This window comes from Rhodovulum imhoffii (assembly GCF_003046545.1).
Lineage (GTDB): Bacteria > Pseudomonadota > Alphaproteobacteria > Rhodobacterales > Rhodobacteraceae > Rhodovulum > Rhodovulum imhoffii.
This window is the reverse complement of record NZ_QAAA01000009.1, coordinates 62331-83446: the sequence shown is the minus strand read 5'-3', so window position 1 is coordinate 83446 and position 21116 is coordinate 62331. Positions and strand designations below refer to the sequence as shown.

The window sequence follows — 21116 nt, the reverse complement described above, 5'->3', positions numbered from 1 at the left end:
GGTAGCGCGCCACCCTTTCCAAATCGTAAGCGCCCTATTGCCTGGTCTGCTCCAACAACGCCCGAACCGCCTCCTGTGTCCGCACGCTCCGTTCAAGTTTCGCACGGGCAGTCGCGAGGGGTGGCTTGTCCTCGACGAAATCCTCCGTCCGATACGAATCCGCCAGGGCCTTTTGCTCTGTGCTTCCAATTTCCTTCAGGCGATCCCAATCCTGATTTTCCCAGGCTGACAGAGCGTCAGAAAGAGGGGTAGGTTGAGAAGGCTCCACCCTGGCCGGGGCTGAAAACAGGCGTGACGCTTCTTTTGGGAATCCGATTGCACGCAGGCGATCGGCCAGGACGGCGCGCACCGCACCCCCCGGATGCGGCATGTCAGGCCGGGACGTGAGCGCCAACCCATAGCGCAATACCTGCGCATCGGTTCCATGGCGGGCCAACTCTGCGATCACACGATCCGACAGGGCCTGATCCGCAAGCAGGTTATGCCTGCGCATCTGCTCGAAAACTTCCGTGAATTTCCCTTCACGCGCCCGGGCCTGCAAAACCGCACGGTAAAGCCGGCTTCCCAGAGGCTCCCGTCGGAGCTCAAACGCAAGTGCAAGCGCATTCTCCAGCAACAGCGGTTCGATCTTCTCGTCGCGCTGCAACTTCTCTTCCAGCAAAAGCGCAAGTGCCTCAGGGGCTTCGGGTCCCGGGGTATTCGCCACCCCATTCAGGATGCCTTCCGCCGGGCCGGCCTGACCGCTTTCAAGCTTCACCTTCGCATCCACAAGCGCCAACGCTGCATGCCCCGCGGCACCGCGCTCCATCGAATCACGAATGAAACTGGCGGTATCGGCATCGTCAACCTGAAGAAACCTGTCCGCCAGCGCCGGCCCGATCTGACGGCGCAAGGCGGGCGGCAAATCGGAAAATGCCCGGCGGATCGCCGGGACGCGGATCTCGTCGCTTGGCTTCAGCCGCGTCTGAGCCATAACCGCCCAAAGCGCAACCGGCCCGTCGCAGGACATCTGGCGCCGCATTCTTTCGGCATCGGGTGAGGGCCTTCCCTCCAGAGCCGCGGCGAGCGTGGCGTAAAGCCAGGCGTCTTCAATCAACCCATCATACTGAGCAAGAGTTGCACGCGCCTCAGCCCCGAATCCCAGGTGGAGATAAAGTCGCACCAGAGTCTCGACCGCCCTGCTGTCGGGGCGGTCGCCCCCGTCCAGCAACAGCGCGCGCGTAGCAGAAAGCTGCTCCGCGATCGGGCGGGCATCCCCCCAATCACGCAAGGCAAGCTTGTCATTTTCGATGCAAGCCTCGCCATCGGCCGCTTCGGGCAGCGCGGCCAGCCGGTCCCGTTCCAGACTTGAACGGACGCGTATGTTCCGCCCCGCGTCCAGATCCGGCGGCGCCGAGACCGGCGCCGGCAATTCATCGGCCGGCTCCAGCAGGCCTTCAGAGGCCGCCCGACCGATTTCACGAGCCATCTGCCGGGCAAAGGCGGACATGGCGGCAGAAGAGGGTTCAGACTTCGGCTCCGGCAGGAACGGTTCAATCAGATTGATCGGGGGACGCCTTGCCGAAGGGGGCGGCAAACTCACGGCCGGCTGTGACGACAAGGGAACTTCGAACCGGGCACCGGGACCCGGCGCACCATCCCGGATATCGATCACCACAACCCCCCGCCGATAATCGAAGGCATGGGCGTGATGCATCCCGTCCACCTTCAGGCGGAGCTCTGGGCCGACGGTTTTCTCAACCCCCTGAAGACGCGTCCGCGTGATCAGACGAAAAACGCGCGAAAGATCGGCCTCGAAGTCCTCCCGGTCGAACCGTAGGAGATACCCCTCCGCAGTTCGACCCAACTCCCACTTAATCGGGTCGTCAAACAGAAAGACAAGACGACTGAAGGTCGGATGATCCCCCGACAGGACGCGAACCTGTTCCGGGCGGGCAGGAAACGCTATCAGTATGGCAAGAATGACCACCGCCAGAACGGACTTGGAATGGCTCATGCGGCCTCCTTTCGCGCGGATTTAAGCGCCTCTTCAAGATCCGCGAATCTCGGGCGGTTTACTGCTGGCGTTGCCTGGCGGCCGACCTCAATGCACAGATTCGGCGGATGATTGTAGAGATTCGCGACCAGAACCTCCCGGATCAGACGATAGAAGTGGATCTCTTCCTCGACGATGGCTTTCAGCTTGGTGGAAAACGGGCCAACCAGCCCATAAGCCAGAAAAACCCCCAGGAAAGTCCCCACCAAAGCCCCGCCAATCAGCCTGCCCAGAACCTCCGGCGGCTGATCGATCGAGGCCATTGTCTTGATCACCCCCAGCACTGCGGCCACGATGCCCAGCGCGGGCAGCCCGTCCGCCATGGTTTGCAGCGCCCGGCTGGAATGAAGCGAATCCTCCATGCTGGACTCGATTCGCTTTTCCAGCATTTCCTCGACCTGGTGCGGATCGTCATAGTTCATCGAAGCCGAACGAAGGGTGTCGCAAATCAACTCCACGGCTTCCCGGTCAGAGAGAATCTTCTGATAGCGCGCAAATATGTCAGATCGGTCGGGCGCTTCGATATGTTCTTCGAGAGAGATCGGGTTCTGGCGTGCGAGGCGGATCAGTTCGAACAAAAGACACAGGAGATCGCGATAATCCTCCGGCTTCCACTTCGCCCCGCGGAACACCTTCGGCAGATCGCCCAGAACTCTCCTGATCCCGTTCAGATCGTTGCCGATGACAAATGACCCGGTCGCCGCGCCCCCGATGATCGCCAACTCGTAAGGCATGGCGTGCAGGACAATGGACATTTTGCCCCCGGCAGCAATGTAACCGCCAAACACCATGGCAAATACGAGGACAATTCCGACCAATCCGATCATTCCAAATCTCCTGTCGCCCCCCTGTTGGTCACGACATTTTTCAGAAAGGCGTTAAGAAATCTCTTCACCGTGCCGGAGCGGCCGCGTTGCGCCCAGCCACGACCACGCTGATCGAATAGGCCACCTCAGGGGTCAGTCCAGCCAGGACCTCCGCCGCAGCTTCGGGGCGCATCCGGGCCAGGAACCCGGCAGCAAAATCCGGCGCCATGGCCTCGAACAATCGCGCAGCATCCTTGGGCTTCATCTTTTCGTAAACCGCCGTCAGGCGCGACACGTCATCCTCCGCCGCCTTTTCCGCAACAGACACGACCCGGCGCAAATCGGCCTGGGCTTCGTTCAGCAAAGCAATCTGGCGGGAAAGCTCGACCTCGGCGAGGTCGAGTGCCCTGCTGCGCTTTTCAAGGGCGGCGGCTTGCGCATCCAGCTCCGCATCGCGTTTGCGCACGGCCTCAAGTGCTGCCGCAAGATCTGGCGCTGGCGTACAGGGTCCACTGTCGCGCACAGAAAAATCCGGGATCTCCTTTGCAACCGCAAAAGCGACACCATCGCCCATCCGCACCAGACCCGAAGTGACAAAAAACACCGCGATCAGGAACAACACACCACGCCCTGGGCGCAGGGGGGAAGGGGTGCCGCGCGCTGCCATCAGCCTGCCTCCCGGTGGTGTCGCCACATGGGCACGGGATCCGGCTCGGGGAGGGTCTGCACAGACGCGACAAGAAGCTCCAGCCGCCGGGCAACGTCTTCCGCCCGTACCGTCAGATCCTGGAGCGATGCGGAGGATTCGCCCGCCGTCCTGCGTGCCGCCTCCAGCGCCCGCGTCATGTCGTCCACCTGCGCGGAAAGGGTCGCAATCGCCCCGCCCATGCCTCTTTCCAGGTCATTGAACCGGCGCAACCGGCGCGCCAGGAGGTTGCAGTAAACCGCACCACCCAGCGCCCCGGCGATCAGCAGAAAATCGGCAATCAGTCCCATAAGCGCCTCCTCAGTTTATGATGAATTCCGTGACAAGCAGATCCTGCACCCGGCCTTCACCGGTGATCATCTGAATCCGGCGCAACATCTGGGCCCGCAGGCGAAGCAATGCGGCACGGTCTTCCAGAACTTCCAGATCCACCGCACGCAAGTAGCCGTTCAGAACGTCAAGGATGCGCGGGATCAGAAAAGATACCTCCTCCCGATATTCCGGCGCGGTCTGGAGATGCGCGGTAAAGCGGAGGTGGCGCGGCTCGGACAGCGGGCCGAGGGTCACGACAACCGTATCGAGCGGCACGAACGCCATCTGAGATCGGGCCTGTGTGCCACTGCCTGGCCCATACGCCATTTCCTGCCGGGCCGCACCCAACAGATCCCGGAAGGTCACAAAAAATCCCCCCGTCCCGAGAACAAGGGCCAGAAGAAGGCCCGCCAGCAAAGGCAGGCGCATGTCCTGACGCGGGTTTTTGATGGGCGTATCTGCCATTTCGGCCTCCGGTTCGTTCCGCTTGTCTTCGCCATAACCACAGAGAGCTAACCGAATATTAAGACCAGCTCGCCAAACAGGCGGGGCCTGCGGGCAGAAGCCCTTGAAAGGAGATCTCTTTGGCCCAGATCATGGCCCTCTGGTCAGAGCTTGACGTCAGAAAACGGATGATCGTTGCTGCGGCGACGGCCGGTGTTTTCGTGGCTGTTCTCATGTTGTCGCGTCTCGTGGCGACTCCCGGCATGGCCTTGCTGTATTCGGGCCTGGACGAATCGGCGGCCGGGGGTGTTGTGCGGGCGCTGGAACAACAAGGCGTCGCACATGAGATTCGCGGTAACGCCATTTTCGTCGACAGCGCACAGCGCGACACCCTGCGCATGACGCTTGCCACAGAGGGGCTGCCCGCCAACGGGGCCGCAGGGTACGAACTTCTGGACACCCTGACCGGCTTCGGCACCACATCGCAAATGTTCGATGCCGCGTACTGGCGCGCGAAGGAAGGGGAACTTGCCCGGACCATCGTTGCCAGCCCCCGGATCAGGGCCGCACGGGTACACATCGCCCGGCCGATGGGCGGAGCGTTTCGCCGCGACGCATCTCCGTCCGCCGCGGTAACGGTCACGGCGGCGGCAGGCGCCATCGGGCCGGATCAGGCGCAAGCACTGCGCTATCTCGTGGCCTCGTCGGTGGCGGGAATGTCCCCTGCCGATGTTTCCGTGATCGACGCCGCATCGGGGATTGTTCTGCATGAAGAAACCGGCCCGGGCGCTGCGATGTTCGGAACCGATCGCGCGGCGGAGTTGAGGCAAAATGTCGAGCGGCTGCTGATCGCCCGCCTCGGGCCGGGGCGCTCGGTCGTCGAAGTCAGCGTCGAAACCGTGACCGAAAGCGAATCGATCCGCGAGCGTCTCGTCGACCCGGAAAGCCGCGTCGCGATCAGCACCGAAAGCGAGGAGCGCGCCTCCAAATCCGAAAACGGAGCGGCCGGCGCGGTCACCGTCGCCAGCAACCTGCCCGACGGCGATGCGCAGGGCGGTGGAAATTCCGCACGCACGGATTCCGAAACCCGCGAGCGCGCGAATTACGAGATTTCAGAAACCGAACGCGAGGTTCTGCGCCAGCCCGGCGCGATCAGGCGCCTGACGGTTGCAGTCCTGATCGACGGCCAACAGACGGTCGCCGCCGATGGGACATCCGGCTGGACACCTTTGCCCGACACTGAAATCGAGGCCCTGCATGACCTCGTCGCCTCGGCAGTGGGATATGATGAAGCTCGTGGCGACGTGATCACGCTGCGTTCTCTGCCGCTGCAATCGGCTCCGGCCACGGGAACGGGCCCTGGCAGCCCCGGCACACTGGACAAGCTTTTGTCTCACCCGATGGCCTTGATCCAGATGGCAGCCCTTGCACTGGTGGCGCTGATCCTCGGGTTGTTCGTGCTGCGCCCCATTCTGACCCGCCAACTCCAGGCCCTTCCCGTGCCGCCGGGCCTGGATGGCGAGGTGGAAATGGCCAGTGCCTTCGATTTCCCGGTAAGCGCCATGTCGGAGAATGGCAATGGCGGTCAACTGGCCCTGCCGACCGAGGATGCCGTGGCCCGCCTGCGCGAGATGATCGAATCCCGGCAGGTTGAAACGGTCGAAATTCTGCGCAACTGGATGGAAGAACCCGAGGAACAGGCCTGATGTCGTCACGGCTGCGACTGGAGAGTTTTGACGGTGTGCCCCCCGACGCGCCCGGCCCTGCGGAAGACACCGGCGCCTTGCGCACCGCAGCTTACGAAGAGGGTTACAGTGCCGGATGGGACGACGCGATCGCCCGGGAAGCCGCGGAGCGGACACGCATCGGGACAGATTTTGCAAAAACTCTTCAGGAGATGGCCTTTTCCTACCACGAAGCCCGCAGCAGCGTGATCCAGGCCCTCAGCCCCCTGCTTCAAGCGATGGCCGAACGGATTCTGCCGCAGGCAGCACAGGCACGTTTTGCCGAAACCGTTCTGGAGGCAGCAACGGATCTGGCCGCCTGTGTTGCCAACCGGCCGGTCGAGATCCGCGTCGCCCCGGAAAACCTCGAAGCGCTTGAACGGCTTCTGCCTCCTGATCCACCGCTGCCCGTCACCGTGACGGAGGATGCCACGCTTGGTCCGGGGCAGGCCTGGATCGGCGGCCCGGAAACAGAGCGTGAGGTCGATATCGACACGGTGCTGACAGAGCTTTCAAAGGCTGTCGACGATTTCCTTTACCTTGAACAGGAGACCCGACCCCATGGTTGACAACCCGACCGGACCGAACCCCTTGAACAGCGTGCCCATCGAGGTGACCGTGGCCCTGGGCCGGGTCCGCCCGCTGGTAGGGGAACTTCTTGCCATGGGCGAGGGGGCGATCCTGCCCCTGGACCGGGGAATCGAAGATCCGGTTGAGCTTTACATCGGCGACCGCCTGATCGCCCGTGGCGAGTTGCAGGAGATTGACGGAGAGCCCCACGGCCAGATCGCCGTACGCCTGACCGAGGTCGTCGACCTGAGTCAGGGGTTCTGATCGGTGGGGCGCGTTCTGCTGGTGGCTTTGGTCCTTGGCCTGATGACGGGCGGGGCACACGCACAGGAAATTGCCATCTCAATGGGCGGGGACGGGTCGCTGTCCTCCCGCGCGATCCAGCTTTTCGCGCTGATTACGGTACTCAGCCTTGCACCGGGGCTGGCGATCATGCTGACCTGCTTTCCCTTCATCGTGACGGTTCTGGCAATTCTGCGCCAGGCGATCGGCCTGCAACAATCGCCGCCCAGCATGCTTCTGGTCAGCCTCGCGCTGTTTCTGACCTATTTTGTGATGGATCCCGTCCTGACCGAGGCCTGGCAGGCCGGAATCGCCCCGTTCCTTAACGAAGCCCTCAGCGCGGAAGAGGCCCTGCCCCGCGTTCTGGAGCCCTTCCGGGGCTTTATGGCCACCCGGATGGACATGGAGACATTCGAAACACTTGCCTCCCTGCGCCCCAACGCCGTACCCGCGGACATCCCGGCCCGCGATGCGCCGCTTTCAGTTCTGATCCCGTCTTTCATGCTCAGTGAAATCGCACGGGCCTTCGAGATCGGATTCTTGATTTTCCTGCCCTTTCTCGTCATTGATCTCGTGGTTGCAGCCATCCTGATGTCCATGGGGATGATGATGGTGCCCCCGGTGGTGGTGTCGCTGCCATTCAAGCTGGCGTTTTTCGTGGTCTCGGATGGCTGGCGGCTTTTATCCGAAGCCTTGGTGCGCAGCTATGTGTGACGCGCGACATCAACTGGATTTCAAGCGTTAAGTCCCCGTTCAGACCCCTGCGCTATCCCGGTTCCGGGTGATAGCGAGGTGATCTCATGGGCGCAGCGGTAAACGCGCCGGTCATCATCAAACGTAAAAAGGTTGTGGTCGAGAAGAGCCACTATGGCGGCGCGTGGAAAGTGGCCTATGCCGATTTCGTTACCGCGATGATGGCCTTTTTTCTGCTGATGTGGCTGCTGAGCGCGACAACGGAAAAACAACGCAAGGGGATCGCGGATTATTTCGACCCGACCGTCCCGATCAGCCGGGTTTCCGGCGGCGGGGATGGGGCGTTTGGCGGGGAAAGTCTCGCGTCGGAAGATCGTCTGGCCCAGATCGGGGTGGGCGCAGTTCATACCCGCCCCACCGCCGACCGGCAGGCCCGCGGCAGCACGGGCACCGATTCAGACGGCGCCACACAGGAGGAAACCCGTGCCCTGAAGGATCTGGCCGACAGCCTGATGGGGATCAGCGGAGAAACGCTTCTGGACGACCGGATCAGGCGGCATATCATGACCCGGCTGACCGATGAAGGACTTGTGATCGAACTGTTCGACATTGAAGGTGCGCCGCTGTTTGCACCAGAAACGTCCCGCCCCACCCCGCAGACCAGGGAAATCGTCACGGTTCTGGCCAATCTTTTCCTTGTGGTCAGGAATGACATTGCCATCGAGGGACACGTGCGGGCCGGGCCGGTCATCCTGCGCCACAACCCGGTGTGGGAGCTTTCCACCCAACGGGCGCAAACCGCGCGCCAACTTCTGGCTGAGGCCGGATTCCCGTCTTCCCGATTGCGCCGGGTCACCGGCCACGCCGACCGGTCCCCCGCAACGGGCAACCCAATGGCCCTTCGCAACAACCGCATCAAGATGATCCTGCTTCGCAGCAGCCGTTAGGCCCCCGTTAAGCGGCGCACGGTAGGCAAGAAGAAACGGCGCAAAAGAAAGGACGTGCCATGACGATTTCCTCATCGCTTCAGGCTGGGGTAGCCGGGCTGAGCGTCAATGCCAGCCGCCTGGCAACCATCTCGGACAATATCGCCAATGCATCGACCTTCGGATACAAGCGGGCGGAATCCAGCTTTCATTCCCTGGTGATCGGCGGCTCGGGCAACTACACGGCGGGCGGCGTGCGCACCACGACCAGCCGCGCCATCGGGGAGACGGGCCCGATGATCAGCACGAAAAACGCCACGGATCTGGCCATCGCAGGGCGCGGGATGCTGCCGGTCACGCCATCCACCAGCCTCGGCGGGCCGGGAACGCCCCCCCTGATGCTCACCACGACGGGCGGGTTCCGTCCTGACGCCGCGGGTATCCTGACCGGCGAATCGGGTATGGTTCTTTTGGGCTGGCCCGTCAACAGCGACGGCACCGTGCCGCCCTTTTCCCGTGACTCCGCCGATGGCCTGCAACCCGTTCGGCTAAGCGGAGCACTGGCCGCCCAGCCGACCACGCAAATCGACCTGGGGGTCAATCTCCCGGCCTCTGCCGCGCCCGGCGACAGCCTGCCCGTGCCGGTGGAATATTTCGGCAATCTCGGCGCAAGCGAAACACTGGAGCTTTCCTTTACCGCCACGGCCAACCCGAACGAGTGGACCCTGACGGTGAGCGACTCCGCCAGCGGCCCTGCGACAGTCGGCGAATATACCCTGGTTTTCCGGGACAGCCGCACCGGCGGCGGAACCCTGGACAGCGTCACCCCCCTGGGCGGATCCCCCGCCTATGATGCGGCAACGGGCAGGATAGAGCTGGCCGTGGCCGGCGGCCCGATCGACCTGAATATCGGCAAGCCGGGCGACACCGGCGGCATGACACAGCTGGGAGACCAGTTTTCCCCGAACCGGGTGTCGAAGAACGGTGCACCGGTCGGCACCCCCATTGACGTGGAAGTGGATGAACAGGGTTTCGTCCATGCCATCTATGACACCGGCTTCACCCAAAAGATCTTTCAGGTCCCTCTTGTGGATGTCCCCAACCCCGATGGTCTGAAGGTGCTGGACGGGCAGGCTTACCAGGTCTCTCGCGAGAGCGGCGATTTCTTCTTGTGGACGGCCGGGACCGGCCCCGTCGGAGAGATTCGCGGATACGCGCGGGAGCAATCGGCAACCGATGTCGCCGGTGAGCTTACCAACCTGATTCAGACCCAAAGGGCCTATTCCTCGAACGCGAAAGTCATCCAGACTGTCGACGAGATGCTTCAGGAAACCACCAACATCAAACGCTGATAGGGGGCCGCCATGAGCATTTCCAGCACCTTGAACAACGCAATGTCCGGGCTTGCCGCGGCCTCGCGCGGGACCGAGGTGATTTCGGCAAATATCGCGAATGCACTGACCGAAGGATACGGACGACGTGACCTTGTATTGTCGGCCGCCATGTCAGGTGGGCAAAGCGCGGGGGTACGTATCGACAGGATCAGCCGCTTCGAAGACCCGACCTTGCTTGGCGCAAGGCGTCTGGCCCAGGCTGCGGGCAGCGCAGCGGCCACCCAGGCGGAATTCTGGAACAGGATGGAAAAGGACATTGGCCTACCGGGCGACCCCGGCGCCCTGGTCAGCCGGCTGACACGGTTTGAAAGTACGCTGGTGACCGCTGGCGCCACGCCATCGTCTCCGAACGGGCTTCGGGGGATACTGGATGCCGCCAAGGGGCTTGCGCAGACTTTCGGCGCCCTTTCGGAATCGATCCAAGCCCGCCGAATGGACGCCGACCAAGGCATTGCCAGCGCAGTCCGCAAAATCAACACGACCCTCGGCAATGTCCTGAAGCTGAATACGGACATTCGCAAGGGCCTCGCCGCAGGGCAGGATGTCTCCGCCCTGCGAGACCAGCGCCAGACGGCTATCGATTCGATCGCGGATCTGGTTCCCCTGCGCCAAGTCGAGCGGGAGGGAGGGGCCGTCGCTCTCTATACCGCCGGCGGGGCCACGCTGCTGGAAGGGAGCCGCCCTGCACGGCTGGGTTTTGTCGAAACCGAAACCATCACCCCACATATGTCGATCCAGGCCGGCACGTTGTCGGGCCTTTCCATTGAAGGAACGCCTCTGACGGCGGGCATGTCCGCCAGATTGCTTGGCGGCGGCAAATTGGCTGCCCTGTTCACAATCCGTGACGAAAGTGCCGTCTCCGCCCAGACCGCACTCGACAACCTGGCGCGCGACCTTGCTGAAAGATTTCAGACGGTCGTATCAGATCCAACCCTTCCGACCGGGGCGCCGGGCCTCTTCACCGATGCCGGATCGCCCGCCATTCCTGCGGATGAGACAGGCCTTTCCGCACGGCTTTCCGTCAACGCTGCCGCAGACCCGGCACAGGGCGGGGCGCTTTGGCGGCTGCGCGACGGGCTGGGCGCCGCAACCCCTGGCGACCCTGGAGATTCGCGCCTTTTGAATTCTTTCTCGGACGCGTTGAGTTCCGCACGAAGCCCTGCGACAGGCCCCTTCGCACCTCAGAAAGGCAGTGCCTCGGAGCTTGCGGCCCGATTTCTTTCACAAACTTCGACACAGCGCCTCTCTGCCGAGGGCGAACAAGCCTTCACCACCTCCCGCGAAGCCGAACTGCGCGCGGCAGAACTGGCCAACGGCGTCGATACGGATTCCGAGCTTCAAAGCCTGTTATGTCTTGAAAAGGCCTATGCCGCCAATGCCCGCGTTTTACAGGTTGTCGACGGTCTGATGGAAAAACTTCTGGGGATTTGAACCATGACCATCCGCAACATGGGCGATATGGCCCAGTCCTTCCAACTGCGCCGCAGCTCGGCGGACCTCCGTTCAAGATTGACCGATCTGGCAAAGGAAATGATATCGACGCGAAAATCCGATATCGGGAGGGAGATTTCCGGCCAGTTCGAACCTCTCGCCGATGTGGAGCGCGGGCTTGGCCTGATGAGCAGCTACTCCACGTCACTGGCCAGCGCGGCCACTCTCCTTGAAGCCCAACAAGCCGGTCTTTCCAGCATCCGGTCAGAGATCGACGCGATCGGGGATTCCCTGATCAACGCCAGAACTCTGGATATTTCCAGCCTCCGCCGGATCGGAGAGGAGGCCACACACAGGTTTTCAGGCGTCGTATCCACGCTCAACACCCGTATCGCAGGTCAATCGGTTTTCGCCGGGCGTGCGACCGCCAGCCCCGCGCTCGCCCCGGCGGCGGAAATCCTTTCTGCAATTCGGGACGAAATTGCCGCGGAGACTACGGCGGCGGGGGCGATCACCCGGATCGAGGCATGGTTCAACACACCGGGCGGTGCGTTCGAAACAATGGCGCTGAAAGGCTCGGCACAGCCTGCCGGACCGCTGCGCCTGACGGACACCGAAACACTGACACTGGAAACCACCGCTGCGGACCCCGCCCTGCGTGACAGTCTGCGGCTTTTGGCGACAGCCGCGATCCTCTCTGACCCTGCCGCGCTTGGGGGCGATACCGCCGCGCAAAAGGAGCTTGCATTCCTGATGGGTCAATCCGCGCAAGGCAGCGAAGAGCGCCTTGTCGGCCTCTCGGCGCAAGTCGGCTGGCAAGAGGAACGGGTGGAAACCCTTCGGACGCAAACCGGCGCACGACGCACGGCGCTGGAAATCACGCGCAATGTCATCACCTCCGCAGACCCTTTTGAAACCGCAACGGCGCTGAAAGAGGCCGAGGCCCGGCTGGACGCGATTTTCACTGTAACTGCCCGCCTGTCCCGCCTGTCCCTGACGGAGTACCTGTAATGCGCGCCCTTGCCCTGGCGATCCTGGCTTTTCTGATCGCATTTCAGGTAACGGCCGCCCCTGTCCGGATCAAGGATCTGGTCGAATTCGACGGGGTCCGCGGAAACGATCTGGTTGGCTACGGGCTGGTGGTGGGGCTCAACGGATCAGGAGACGGCATCCGTAACGCCCCCTTCACCGAGGAAATCATGTCCAGCATTCTCGAACGGCTTGGAGTGAATGTTTCGGGGGAACAGTTCCGCCCGCGCAACGTCGCCGCAGTGTTCGTCACTGCCGAGCTGCCGCCTTTTTCCCGCGCCGGATCACGGATCGATACGACGGTTTCGGCGATAGGCGACGCCAAAAGCCTTCTGGGTGGAACGTTGATCATGACCCCGCTGACGGCCGCGGACGGGCAGGTTTACGCCGTTGCCCAAGGGACTGTCATTGCCGGTGGCGTCGCCGCGGAAGGGGCCGCCGCCAGCGTTGTCCAAGGGGTCCCCACGGCGGGTGTCATTCCCTCCGGTGCGCGGGTCGAACGGGAGATCGATTTTGAGCTCACTTCACTTGATCGGTTGCGCCTTGCGCTGCGCACCCCCGACTTTACCACCGCCGCAGAAATCGAAAAAACGGTGAATGGCGCCTTTGGCCGGGCCGTAGCACGGATGACGGACTCCGGCACGGTTGAACTGGATATTGCCGCAACACATGCGCGCTCCCCCGCGCATGCACTGCAACGCGTCGAGAACCTGCTTGTCGAACCCCAGCGCAGAGCGCGGGTGGTCGTCGATCAACGCTCGGGCACCATCGTGATGGGCGAGGATGTGCGAATTTCGCGGGTGGCGGTGTCTCAGGGGAACCTGACACTACGGATCGAGGAAACACCGATGGTCTCACAACCCAACCCTTTCGCGCAGGGTGAAACGGTCATCGTTCCGCGTACCAGCGCAACGCTTGAGGAATATCTGGCAGCAGGATTGGCCGAAATTCCGGAAGGGGCCTCCCTGTCGGAGGTCGTCGCAGGGCTGAACGCCCTTGGAGTATCCCCGCGTGACATGATTGATATCCTCAAGAGCATCAAAGCTGCCGGGGCACTGCATGCGGAATTCATCGTACGCTAGCGGTCGCATCTGCCTCAATCTGGGCCAACTTCAGGCGCACGGCGCGATTGCTGTTTCGCGCCAGGATATAAGCCCCCAGCCGGCGCGCGAGATCCGTGTGCCCCTTTTCAAGTGCCCGGTTGAACAATTCGCGCTGGTAACGGGGAAAATCCTTCCGGGCGCGCAGAATCCGGTAGAATTCCTGTGAGGTCAGATCCCCGGACAGAGCCTTGAGGATGATGGTCGACAGCACGCCCATCTGATTCAGTGACGACCCCAGGCGGTGCCCCATAAGCGGTGTGCGCAGATGCGCCACATTGGGATTGGTGAAACGCCGGGCATGGGCGGCGTCAAGCTCGGAGTAAGGATCGTAGAGAATTGAAACCCGCCGCGCCGCGACAGATACCTGCGCCGCATCGCCATAGGGACCGGAGAAGTCTCTGTCCCACACCACGCGGTAGCGCGTCTCCCAGGGTACGACCGATTTGTCGACAGTCGATTGCGGGCTGATCGCGACCACCTCCGCCCCTGGCGATGCCGGGCAAAAGGCACAGGCGGCGTAACCGCCCATCGATGCCCCGTAGAAAACAACCCGCCCGAATTCCCTGAAAAAGCCGCTGTCGCGCAGTTCATCGAACTGCTCGGCAACCCATGGGTTTCGGTACCACGTCCATCCTCCGGCCAGAACGCCCAGCATCGACCAGCCCTGTTCCTTGATCAGAGAAAATCCCCAGGGGCGCCGGTCATCGCGCTTGTTCATGGCAATATCGAGGTTATCGAACGTGACCACCAGCGTATCCTTGCTGCGCGGCATGTAGAGGAAGGAATGTCCCTCCGGCCCCGCGCGAAAGAACCCCTCCGGCCCGGCAAGCCGGGGGGCGATTTCCGCCCAGTCGCCTTCGGATTCATCGGCCTTGGGCGGGTTCGGGGTCATGATGACGCGCAATACGTCCTTTCCGTCTTCAACCCGAGTGGAAATCTGCCGGTTCGTCCCATAGCCGCGCAGCAGCGGAAAGCCGCCGGACCCTTTCCGAATATCCATGAACAGGCGCGTGTCCGAGTGCAGACAGCTTTCCAGGAAAGGCTTGACGCCGCTTACCTTGAACCTGTCGCCATAACCGCTGAGGTTACACAGGACATCCACCGGACGCACTTCCTTCTGCGTGCGGATGATGCGGATACGCTCCGGTTCGACACCGTTTTCCGTCAGAAAGCCGACATACCCGTCAATCCACTCCGGCGGGTTTTCGGTGAAGTTGCCTTTTGGGTCGAGGCTGAACACTTGGATTGCACAGTCAAACCTGTTATGGGCGGCCAGAGCAAAACCGGGCGCCGCACCGGTCAGGTCGGCAAATGTTTCGACCGCATCCTGGTCAAGCTCATAGATCAGCCCTCCGTCAAAGCTCGTTTTTCCCCGACTTCCGATCGGGGCAGAGCCGGGCACGATATGGTGCTGCGTGACGATCCTGTCGAAGAAAGAGCCTTTGGGCGGCAAACCATTGTGGAAATTGCCCAACTGGCGCTTGTTCGACGCCCAGACATGGAGCGCCGTGGTATTTTCTGTCAGCACATCGTCGACCATCCCGGCCCGACGCATGAACAGGCGCCGGTCGGGAAAGGGCACGGGGTAGAAAGCATCCATCGGCTGCACCTTATCCGCAAGGCCCAGCGCATGTGTATAATGGGTCACCATGAGGGGGCCCCATACCCCCCAGGGCTGCTGGCTGACGTGAACGGGCTGCCCCGCATCGCGGGCCTCTTCGTAACCCCGCCGGACTTTGGGCGGCAGGAACGGCGCGATGGCAAAGCGGTCCCCGGTGAAATCGAGCATCTGACACAGCATGTCGCTGTCGGCGGGCAGGCCCAGAACGGCATTGTTGACACGCCGTTCGCCGGGCAGTTCAAACCCCATGACATAATCGCTGTCATAGGTCATCGGGCGGTGGCAATAGACGTCGGTATCGATCCAGATCATCCCGGGGAACCGACGGATCATGTGCAGGCGAAAAAGATCCGCAAACAGGGCATAGCTGTTCTTCTTCTCGTATTTTATGAAATCGTCGGTATCGAGGACTTCGCGACCGTCGCGACAGAGGACACCCTCCGGGACGTTGGGGATATTCTCGTACTGGAACAGGGTGATCTTCTGCCCCTTGTCCACAAAAGACTTCAGGCAGACTTGCTCCATCCAGCTCAGTTCACCGCCAATCCACAATGTCCCGACTTCGCGAGTGCGCACCATTTCATTTACCCGGCAACCCTTGTTGTCGTAGAAGGGTAAGACCCTGAAAGACCGATGTATACCGGAAATACAGGATCAGTCGCGGGTGGCAACCGCCCGCCGCGCATAAGAGGGTGCGATGCCCAGTTTTCCGCGGTACGTGACGACCGTGCGCCGGGCCAGTATGGCCCCCTGTTCCCTGGCCTGCCGGACGATCGCCGCATCGCTGAGCGGTTTGTGCGGGTCCTCGGCGGCAACAATCCGTGAGACCAGCGCAATGATAAAATCCTGTTGGCCCCCCCCCATCGGGTGGTCCGTTTTGATTGTTAGGCTGCTAACTGGTCAAAATACTGGGACCACCTCTGACCATCAAAATTTCTTTTCAGCGGTTTCTTCGCTACCATCTTCTTCGGTCGGCAAGGATACAATGGAAACATCGGTGCGCATTCTCAGGTCTTGCTGAGGATAGGGCACTTCAATGTTGTGTTGTTTGAATTTTTTCCAGATAAGTAAAAGCACTTCGCTGGCCACATTTGCGACGCCGTTTTCAGGATCGTCGATCCAAAAGCGTAATTCGAGATCTATAGAGCTGCTTCCAAAGCCTCTCATCAAACAGGCAGATTTCGGAAAACTCAACACGCGAGGAGTTTCGTCTGCCGCTTCAAGGCACAGTTTCCGGGCGAGATCGATATCGGTGTCATACGACACACCAACGGGTATACGGCGGCGCGACGTCTTGTCGGAATGGGTCCAGTTTGTAACAACATTTGAGATCAGCACTTCGTTCGGAATAAGCGTTTCCGTCCCATCGCGGGTTCGCACCGCAACGTATCGTGTTGTCATTTTCTTGACTTCACCATACGTCGGGCCGTTGGCGGTTTCGACCTCTATGACATCACCTGGTTTCACAGACTTTTCGACAAGCAGAGTATAGCTTGCGATCAGGTTCTCTACTGTACGGCGCAGGCCCAAACCAACACCGATACCGACGGCGCCGGAGAAGACGGCAAAAACGGTCAGGTCTACACCGATAGCAACCAGCGCAATCATCACCGCCAGGACAATCAGAAGCATGCGCAGCAATCGGGTGATCAAGAGCCGTAGGGCGGAACTCATTTTTTGCGCGGACTGCAAACGGCGTTCGACGGCTGCCGTGAGCGCACTCGCTCCCCAGATCAGAACTGCAATGAGGATAAGGCCTTTGACAATCGCCCACGCCGTAATTTGGACAGGGCCGACAGAAAAACCGGTTTCGCGCAACCACCCGATCACGACGTCCAGCAACCCAACGGAGTTCAGGGCGGCCGCGGACCAGGCGACCCAGGAGAACACCTGGCTCCAATAATGCGATGGAATGAAAATCGACACTGTGCGGATGACAACGAATGCCAGCAACAGGCTGTTTGCGAGCCGCAAAAATTCAATCGGCAGACCCAAATGGGCAAAAACATTCGTCACGATGCTCACCAAGATCAGCCATGCCACAGGCATCGCTATTGCCGACGCGGTGCGCATCAGGCGCTGAACAGTGACGCCAAGCGTCCTTTCATTGCTGAGTCTTTCCAGCAGGCGTTTGACCCGCCGGCGCAGCAACAGCGCAAGAAACAAGGTCGCGGCTATGGCCGCAATCTGGTAGAGCGACTCGAATGTGAGAAAATTGCTGTAGAACCAGTCGTACAGTTTGCGCAAATGGCCGGTGACGGCTTCGGCGACCTGCTCTACTTCTTGTTCGACGATTGTCTGTTCTTCATTTTCCATCGGACACCCCTGGGACATTCTCAGGTTATTTCCGGCTGCCCACAAGATTCGAGTTGCATGTTGGGGTCAGGCCGAGAGTTCGCGTACATATTCGACCCAAAGCTCGAAGGCGTCAGCTCGGACGTAGCAATAGGAACTGCTGAAAGACGGTTACATTTGGGGCGGAACAGCGCGGCGATTTGATCGTGAACCGACAAGAACCGCTGCGCCTGGCCGGGTAACTTGAAACGACCATAACCTTCTCTCGCCGCCGCGTGTGTCTGTGCAAGACTTTGGCGCAATTGTTCAACCTATTGTGCTGGCGGTGATCGATCCCAAGGGCCGGACCTGCCTTTGCGGCGCCATATGAGCACAGCTTGTCAGTGATGACCGCCCGTGTTTGCCCCGAGGTCTTGAACAATTTCCGGAAAAAGCGCATCGCGGTCGCCTTGTTACGGCGGGACTGAACCAGAACATCAAGAACATCGCCGTTGGCATCAACCGCTCGCCAGAACCAATGTTTGCGGCCCTTGATCGGCACGACGACCTGTCGAGGTGCCATTTATCGGTGGGGCGTAGCCGATCCCACCGGACCTTCGCAGCAAACTGGACACCGAAACGCGCAACCCGGTCCCGGACCGTTTCTTAGGAAACCGTGATCCCCCGTGATGCCAGCAGATCCTCAACGTCACGCAAGCTGAGGGCAAATCGATGGTAAAACCGCGTAGCCGATGATCGAGCGCGGGAAACGGAACCCTTTGAGCCGGAACAGATCAGACAAATTCAACATCACACGGCGCTAAACTGCGAGGCCGCTTTCCACAACCTGACAATGCCTGTGCGGGGGTTCTGTGCAAAAAACCCCAGGCGCACTGAAACTTCGCGCAATTTGATCTTCGGTGCCGCAAAAATGTGCACCCAGGGCGCTTTCCCGCATACAGAAAACGGGGCAAGGCTCCGTCAGCGGGGGCTGCGCTTGGCGAGGATACGCTGGAGCGTGCGGCGGTGCATGTTCAGCCGGCGGGCGGTTTCGCTGACATTCCGATCGCACAGCTCATAAACGCGCTGAATGTGCTCCCACCGCACCCGATCCGCCGACATGGGGTTTTCCGGTGGGGGCGGCAGGGCCTCACCTTTGGTCAGCAGGGCGGCCATGATATCGTTCGCATCCGCGGGCTTGGAAAGGTAATCCGTCGCGCCGACCTTCACCGCGGCGACCGCCGTGGCGATGGCGCCATACCCGGTCAGCACAACAATGCGGCTGTCGGGACGCTTTTCACGCAGAGCCTCGACCACATCAAGCCCGTTGCCGTCCTCAAGCCGAAGGTCGATAACCGCATAAGCCGGCGGGTTCGTCCTGGCAATAACCTGGCCCGCCGCCACGGTGCCGGCTGTAACCGGTTCGAACCCGCGCTTTTCCATGGCGCGCGCAAGACGACGCAGGAACGGCTCATCATCATCTACAAGAAGAAGTGAGCGGTCTTCCCCGATATCTTGCAGTTCGCGGTCTGCCATGGGGGCACCTCCAGTCCTAAGCTATCGTATTCCGAGGGTTTTATGACGATATCTTCACGCGGTCAATTTAGTTCACGGCGCGAATATAACATTCCACCCGATCGGCCATGTCTTCGGGTCCGACGTCACGTTCAAAATAGTCCACAACCCCAAGTCCGGGAAAAACGAGATAGGTGAAGGTCGAGTGGTCGATCAGGTAAAATTCGTCTTCCGGGTCGCGCACCTTGTAGAAGGTCCGGTAGGCGCGGCTGGCGGCCTGAACCTGCTTGGGCGTGCCCGTCAGCCCGATCATGCGCGGGTGCATGTATTCGGTGAACTCCTCCATCAGTTCCGGAGTGTCCCGGTCGGGATCGACCGAAATGAACACGGGCGTCACCCCGACTCCACGCTCATCCAGAAGATAGGTGGCCTGCGCGTTGCGGGTGTTGTCCAGAGGGCAGACATCCGGACAGAAACTGTAACCGAAATAAAGAAGCGACGGCCCGGTGACGACATCGCGTTCGGTCACGGTTTCACCGGTCTCGCTGACAAGGGTGAAGGGGCCGCCGATCTTGTCGAGGCCCGGCGGGCGCGGACCGGGGCGGCACTGGTCAAACCGGTCGGGTTCCGGCACCGAAAGCGCCCACCATCCGCCCAGGCCGGCAACGATGGCCGCAACCGCCGCAAAGATCATACGTGTCCGGGGCATGGGCGTTTCCTCGCAGCGGTCATTTGCGCGCATTGATCGTCTCTTGTCCACATTTTAACAAGGGTAAATTGAAATAACAGCGCGAACGGAACCCGAAATGGAGACCCCCAAAAACCAGCAGGCCCCGATCGAAAGGAGCCACTGGATTCGATTGCGGACACTGGTTCTGCTGCGGTGGGTGGCCATCACCGGCCAGCTTGTCGCGATCACCGTTGCATGGGTGAATTTCGATGTCAGGCTGGAACTGGGCTGGAGCCTTCTTGCCATCGGCATCGCCATCATCGCCAACATGATCTGGCTGTTCGTCTACCCTGAAAGCAAACGCCTGACAGAATCGGAAACCCTTCTGGCGCTGCTGTTCGATCTTGGGCAGCTTTCTTTTCTCTTGTTCTTGTCGGGGGGGCTGAACAACCCGTTTGCGCTGCTTCTTCTGACTCCGGTCATCATTTCCGCTACGGCGCTGCGGTTCCGGTCCACGCTGTTGATGGGCGTCATCACCATAACGATAGCGACATTCCTGGTCTTTTTCTACATGCCCCTGACAACCGTCGGCGGGCCGATGCCACAGCTTCCGCCGATTTTTCTTTTCGGGTTCTGGGCCGCTATCGTGATCGGAGTCGTGTTCCTGGCGCTCTATGCGGGCCGCGTCGCGTCGGAGATCAACTCAATGTCGGACGCGCTTCTGGCCACGCAGATGGCCCTCGCGCGGGAGCAGAAACTGACCGACCTTGGCGGTGTCGTCGCGGCCTATGCCCATGAGCTGGGCACGCCCCTGGCCACGATCAAGCTGGTCAGTTCGGAGTTGATGGAGGATTTGTCCGACAAGGAGGACCTGCGCGACGACGCGGCGCTGATCCGCGACCAGGCGGACCGCTGCCGGGATATCCTGAGATCCATGGGCCGGGCCGGTAAGGACGACCTTCAGATGCACACCGCCCCTATAGGCAGCGTCATCAACGAGGCTGCGGAGCCGCATCAGGACCGGGGCACGAAAATCATCTCCACTGTCGCGCCGGGGCCGGGCGTCATGACGCAACAACCGGTAATCCGCCGCCGCCCGGAGATCATTCACGGGCTGCGCAACTTCATCCAGAACGCGGTGGATTTTGCCGCCACGACCGTCTGGGTTGAGGCCAACTGGACGGATTCCGAACTGACCGTGCGCATCATGGATGACGGCCCCGGCTTCCCACCCCACCTGATCGGCCGTATCGGGGACCCGTTCGTGCGCAAGCGCAAGACCGAACAGGAGGCCCCCGAACGCCCCGGATATGAGGGGATGGGACTTGGCCTGTTCATCGCCAAGACCCTGCTGGAACGCACGGGCGCGGTGCTCAGCTTTGCCAACGGATCGGATCCTTTTCTTGCCAGCACCGAACAGCCCGAGCGCAGCGGGGCCGTGATCGAGGTGATCTGGTCCCTGGAAGCCGTTCTGCCTGACCCGGCAACGGGTTCTGCCCTGGGGGAAAACCAGCGGATAGAGGCGTGAGTTACCCTATACGGCCGACAAATTAACCTAATTAACCTACTGTTAACCTAATT

Annotated in this window: 20 protein-coding genes and 1 pseudogene; 10 read left to right on the top strand and 11 right to left on the bottom strand. The window is 61.2% G+C overall.

Features of this window, described 5'->3' with window-relative positions:
* Window positions 1-34: 34 nt before the first annotated feature.
* From C8N32_RS08905 to C8N32_RS08885, 5 genes are all read right to left on the bottom strand, one after another.
* Entirely contained in the window at window positions 35-1996 is a 1962-nt protein-coding gene (locus C8N32_RS08905; protein WP_107892625.1) for a hypothetical protein, read from the bottom strand.
* A complete protein-coding gene (gene motA, locus C8N32_RS08900; protein ID WP_107892623.1) occupies window positions 1993-2862 on the bottom strand; it encodes a flagellar motor stator protein MotA in 870 nt (289 codons plus the stop codon). The genes C8N32_RS08905 and motA overlap by 4 nt, the downstream gene beginning before the upstream one ends.
* Window positions 2863-2926: 64 nt before the next feature.
* A complete protein-coding gene (locus C8N32_RS08895) occupies window positions 2927-3508 on the bottom strand; it encodes a MotE family protein (protein WP_107892621.1) in 582 nt (193 codons plus the stop codon).
* Complete coding sequence (locus C8N32_RS08890; protein ID WP_107892619.1) at window positions 3508-3837, bottom strand: DUF6468 domain-containing protein; 330 nt, start codon at window positions 3835-3837, stop codon at window positions 3508-3510. Before C8N32_RS08890 ends, C8N32_RS08895 begins: the two co-directional genes overlap by 1 nt.
* Before the next feature lie 10 nt (window positions 3838-3847).
* Window positions 3848-4324: a flagellar basal body-associated FliL family protein gene (locus C8N32_RS08885; protein WP_107892617.1), complete on the bottom strand. Its 477-nt coding sequence runs from the start codon at window positions 4322-4324 to the stop codon at window positions 3848-3850.
* A 131-nt stretch (window positions 4325-4455) separates the two neighbouring features.
* Here C8N32_RS08885 and fliF point away from each other — a divergent pair, with 131 nt between their 5' ends.
* The 9 genes from fliF (at window position 4456) to C8N32_RS08840 (ending at window position 13434) form a co-directional block, all read left to right on the top strand.
* A complete protein-coding gene (fliF, locus tag C8N32_RS08880; protein ID WP_107892694.1) occupies window positions 4456-6009 on the top strand; it encodes a flagellar basal-body MS-ring/collar protein FliF in 1554 nt (517 codons plus the stop codon).
* The gene (locus tag C8N32_RS08875) at window positions 6009-6596 is read left to right on the top strand and encodes a FliH/SctL family protein (RefSeq protein ID WP_107892615.1); all 588 of its coding nucleotides are present in this window, start codon (window positions 6009-6011) and stop codon (window positions 6594-6596) included. The genes fliF and C8N32_RS08875 overlap by 1 nt, the downstream gene beginning before the upstream one ends.
* Entirely contained in the window at window positions 6589-6861 is a 273-nt protein-coding gene (locus C8N32_RS08870) for a FliM/FliN family flagellar motor switch protein (protein WP_107892613.1), read from the top strand. The genes C8N32_RS08875 and C8N32_RS08870 overlap by 8 nt, the downstream gene beginning before the upstream one ends.
* Before the next feature lie 42 nt (window positions 6862-6903).
* Window positions 6904-7593 carry a flagellar type III secretion system pore protein FliP gene (fliP, locus tag C8N32_RS08865; RefSeq protein ID WP_107892693.1) on the top strand — a complete coding sequence of 230 codons (690 nt, stop codon included), beginning with the start codon at window positions 6904-6906 and terminating at the stop codon, window positions 7591-7593.
* An 86-nt stretch (window positions 7594-7679) separates the two neighbouring features.
* Window positions 7680-8519: a flagellar motor protein MotB gene (locus C8N32_RS08860; protein WP_107892611.1), complete on the top strand. Its 840-nt coding sequence runs from the start codon at window positions 7680-7682 to the stop codon at window positions 8517-8519.
* A gap of 59 nt (window positions 8520-8578) precedes the next feature.
* The gene (locus tag C8N32_RS08855) at window positions 8579-9850 is read left to right on the top strand and encodes a flagellar hook protein FlgE (RefSeq protein ID WP_107892609.1); all 1272 of its coding nucleotides are present in this window, start codon (window positions 8579-8581) and stop codon (window positions 9848-9850) included.
* Between the two features lie 12 nt (window positions 9851-9862).
* Window positions 9863-11323: a flagellar hook-associated protein FlgK gene (gene flgK, locus C8N32_RS08850; protein WP_107892607.1), complete on the top strand. Its 1461-nt coding sequence runs from the start codon at window positions 9863-9865 to the stop codon at window positions 11321-11323.
* A gap of 3 nt (window positions 11324-11326) precedes the next feature.
* Window positions 11327-12334 (top strand): hypothetical protein, encoded by a 1008-nt coding sequence (locus C8N32_RS08845; protein ID WP_107892605.1) that lies wholly within the window; start codon window positions 11327-11329, stop codon window positions 12332-12334.
* The gene (locus tag C8N32_RS08840) at window positions 12334-13434 is read left to right on the top strand and encodes a flagellar basal body P-ring protein FlgI (RefSeq protein WP_107892603.1); all 1101 of its coding nucleotides are present in this window, start codon (window positions 12334-12336) and stop codon (window positions 13432-13434) included. The genes C8N32_RS08845 and C8N32_RS08840 overlap by 1 nt, the downstream gene beginning before the upstream one ends.
* Here C8N32_RS08840 and C8N32_RS08835 read toward each other — a convergent pair.
* The 6 genes and pseudogenes from C8N32_RS08835 to C8N32_RS08810 form a co-directional block, all read right to left on the bottom strand.
* Window positions 13421-15655, bottom strand: coding sequence for a hypothetical protein (locus C8N32_RS08835; protein ID WP_107892601.1), 2235 nt, complete (start codon window positions 15653-15655; stop codon window positions 13421-13423). The two genes, C8N32_RS08840 and C8N32_RS08835, sit on opposite strands and share 14 nt — an antisense overlap.
* A gap of 75 nt (window positions 15656-15730) precedes the next feature.
* Window positions 15731-15940: an RNA polymerase factor sigma-54 gene (locus tag C8N32_RS08830; protein ID WP_107892599.1), complete on the bottom strand. Its 210-nt coding sequence runs from the start codon at window positions 15938-15940 to the stop codon at window positions 15731-15733.
* Window positions 15941-16003: 63 nt separating this feature from the next.
* The gene (locus C8N32_RS08825; RefSeq protein WP_170106762.1) at window positions 16004-17392 is read right to left on the bottom strand and encodes a mechanosensitive ion channel family protein; all 1389 of its coding nucleotides are present in this window, start codon (window positions 17390-17392) and stop codon (window positions 16004-16006) included.
* A gap of 66 nt (window positions 17393-17458) precedes the next feature.
* Window positions 17459-18161, bottom strand: a pseudogene (locus C8N32_RS08820) (IS6 family transposase).
* A gap of 170 nt (window positions 18162-18331) precedes the next feature.
* Window positions 18332-18886, bottom strand: a complete 555-nt coding sequence (locus C8N32_RS08815; RefSeq protein ID WP_107892595.1) for an ActR/PrrA/RegA family redox response regulator transcription factor — start codon at window positions 18884-18886, stop codon at window positions 18332-18334.
* Window positions 18887-18953: 67 nt separating this feature from the next.
* A complete protein-coding gene (locus tag C8N32_RS08810; protein ID WP_107892692.1) occupies window positions 18954-19574 on the bottom strand; it encodes an SCO family protein in 621 nt (206 codons plus the stop codon).
* Between the two features lie 97 nt (window positions 19575-19671).
* Here C8N32_RS08810 and regB point away from each other — a divergent pair, with 97 nt between their 5' ends.
* Window positions 19672-21063 (top strand): sensor histidine kinase RegB, encoded by a 1392-nt coding sequence (gene regB, locus C8N32_RS08805; RefSeq protein WP_107892592.1) that lies wholly within the window; start codon window positions 19672-19674, stop codon window positions 21061-21063.
* The last annotated feature ends 53 nt before the right edge of the window (window positions 21064-21116 follow it).

Coding starts and splice junctions, on each gene's coding strand:
- C8N32_RS08860 (WP_107892611.1), top strand. CDS start 7,680: ATGGGCGCAGCGGTAAACGCGCCGGTCATCATCAAACGTAAAAAGGTT.
- C8N32_RS08830 (WP_107892599.1), bottom strand. CDS start 15,940: ATGGGGGGGGGCCAACAGGATTTTATCATTGCGCTGGTCTCACGGATT.
- C8N32_RS08845 (WP_107892605.1), top strand. CDS start 11,327: ATGACCATCCGCAACATGGGCGATATGGCCCAGTCCTTCCAACTGCGC.
- C8N32_RS08895 (WP_107892621.1), bottom strand. CDS start 3,508: ATGGCAGCGCGCGGCACCCCTTCCCCCCTGCGCCCAGGGCGTGGTGTG.
- C8N32_RS08890 (WP_107892619.1), bottom strand. CDS start 3,837: ATGGGACTGATTGCCGATTTTCTGCTGATCGCCGGGGCGCTGGGTGGT.
- C8N32_RS08885 (WP_107892617.1), bottom strand. CDS start 4,324: ATGGCAGATACGCCCATCAAAAACCCGCGTCAGGACATGCGCCTGCCT.
- C8N32_RS08905 (WP_107892625.1), bottom strand. CDS start 1,996: ATGAGCCATTCCAAGTCCGTTCTGGCGGTGGTCATTCTTGCCATACTG.
- motA (WP_107892623.1), bottom strand. CDS start 2,862: ATGATCGGATTGGTCGGAATTGTCCTCGTATTTGCCATGGTGTTTGGC.
- regB (WP_107892592.1), top strand. CDS start 19,672: ATGGAGACCCCCAAAAACCAGCAGGCCCCGATCGAAAGGAGCCACTGG.
- C8N32_RS08870 (WP_107892613.1), top strand. CDS start 6,589: ATGGTTGACAACCCGACCGGACCGAACCCCTTGAACAGCGTGCCCATC.
- C8N32_RS08875 (WP_107892615.1), top strand. CDS start 6,009: ATGTCGTCACGGCTGCGACTGGAGAGTTTTGACGGTGTGCCCCCCGAC.
- C8N32_RS08835 (WP_107892601.1), bottom strand. CDS start 15,655: ATGGTGCGCACTCGCGAAGTCGGGACATTGTGGATTGGCGGTGAACTG.
- flgK (WP_107892607.1), top strand. CDS start 9,863: ATGAGCATTTCCAGCACCTTGAACAACGCAATGTCCGGGCTTGCCGCG.
- fliF (WP_107892694.1), top strand. CDS start 4,456: ATGGCCCTCTGGTCAGAGCTTGACGTCAGAAAACGGATGATCGTTGCT.
- fliP (WP_107892693.1), top strand. CDS start 6,904: ATGACGGGCGGGGCACACGCACAGGAAATTGCCATCTCAATGGGCGGG.
- C8N32_RS08815 (WP_107892595.1), bottom strand. CDS start 18,886: ATGGCAGACCGCGAACTGCAAGATATCGGGGAAGACCGCTCACTTCTT.
- C8N32_RS08840 (WP_107892603.1), top strand. CDS start 12,334: ATGCGCGCCCTTGCCCTGGCGATCCTGGCTTTTCTGATCGCATTTCAG.
- C8N32_RS08810 (WP_107892692.1), bottom strand. CDS start 19,574: ATGCCCCGGACACGTATGATCTTTGCGGCGGTTGCGGCCATCGTTGCC.
- C8N32_RS08825 (WP_170106762.1), bottom strand. CDS start 17,392: ATGGAAAATGAAGAACAGACAATCGTCGAACAAGAAGTAGAGCAGGTC.
- C8N32_RS08855 (WP_107892609.1), top strand. CDS start 8,579: ATGACGATTTCCTCATCGCTTCAGGCTGGGGTAGCCGGGCTGAGCGTC.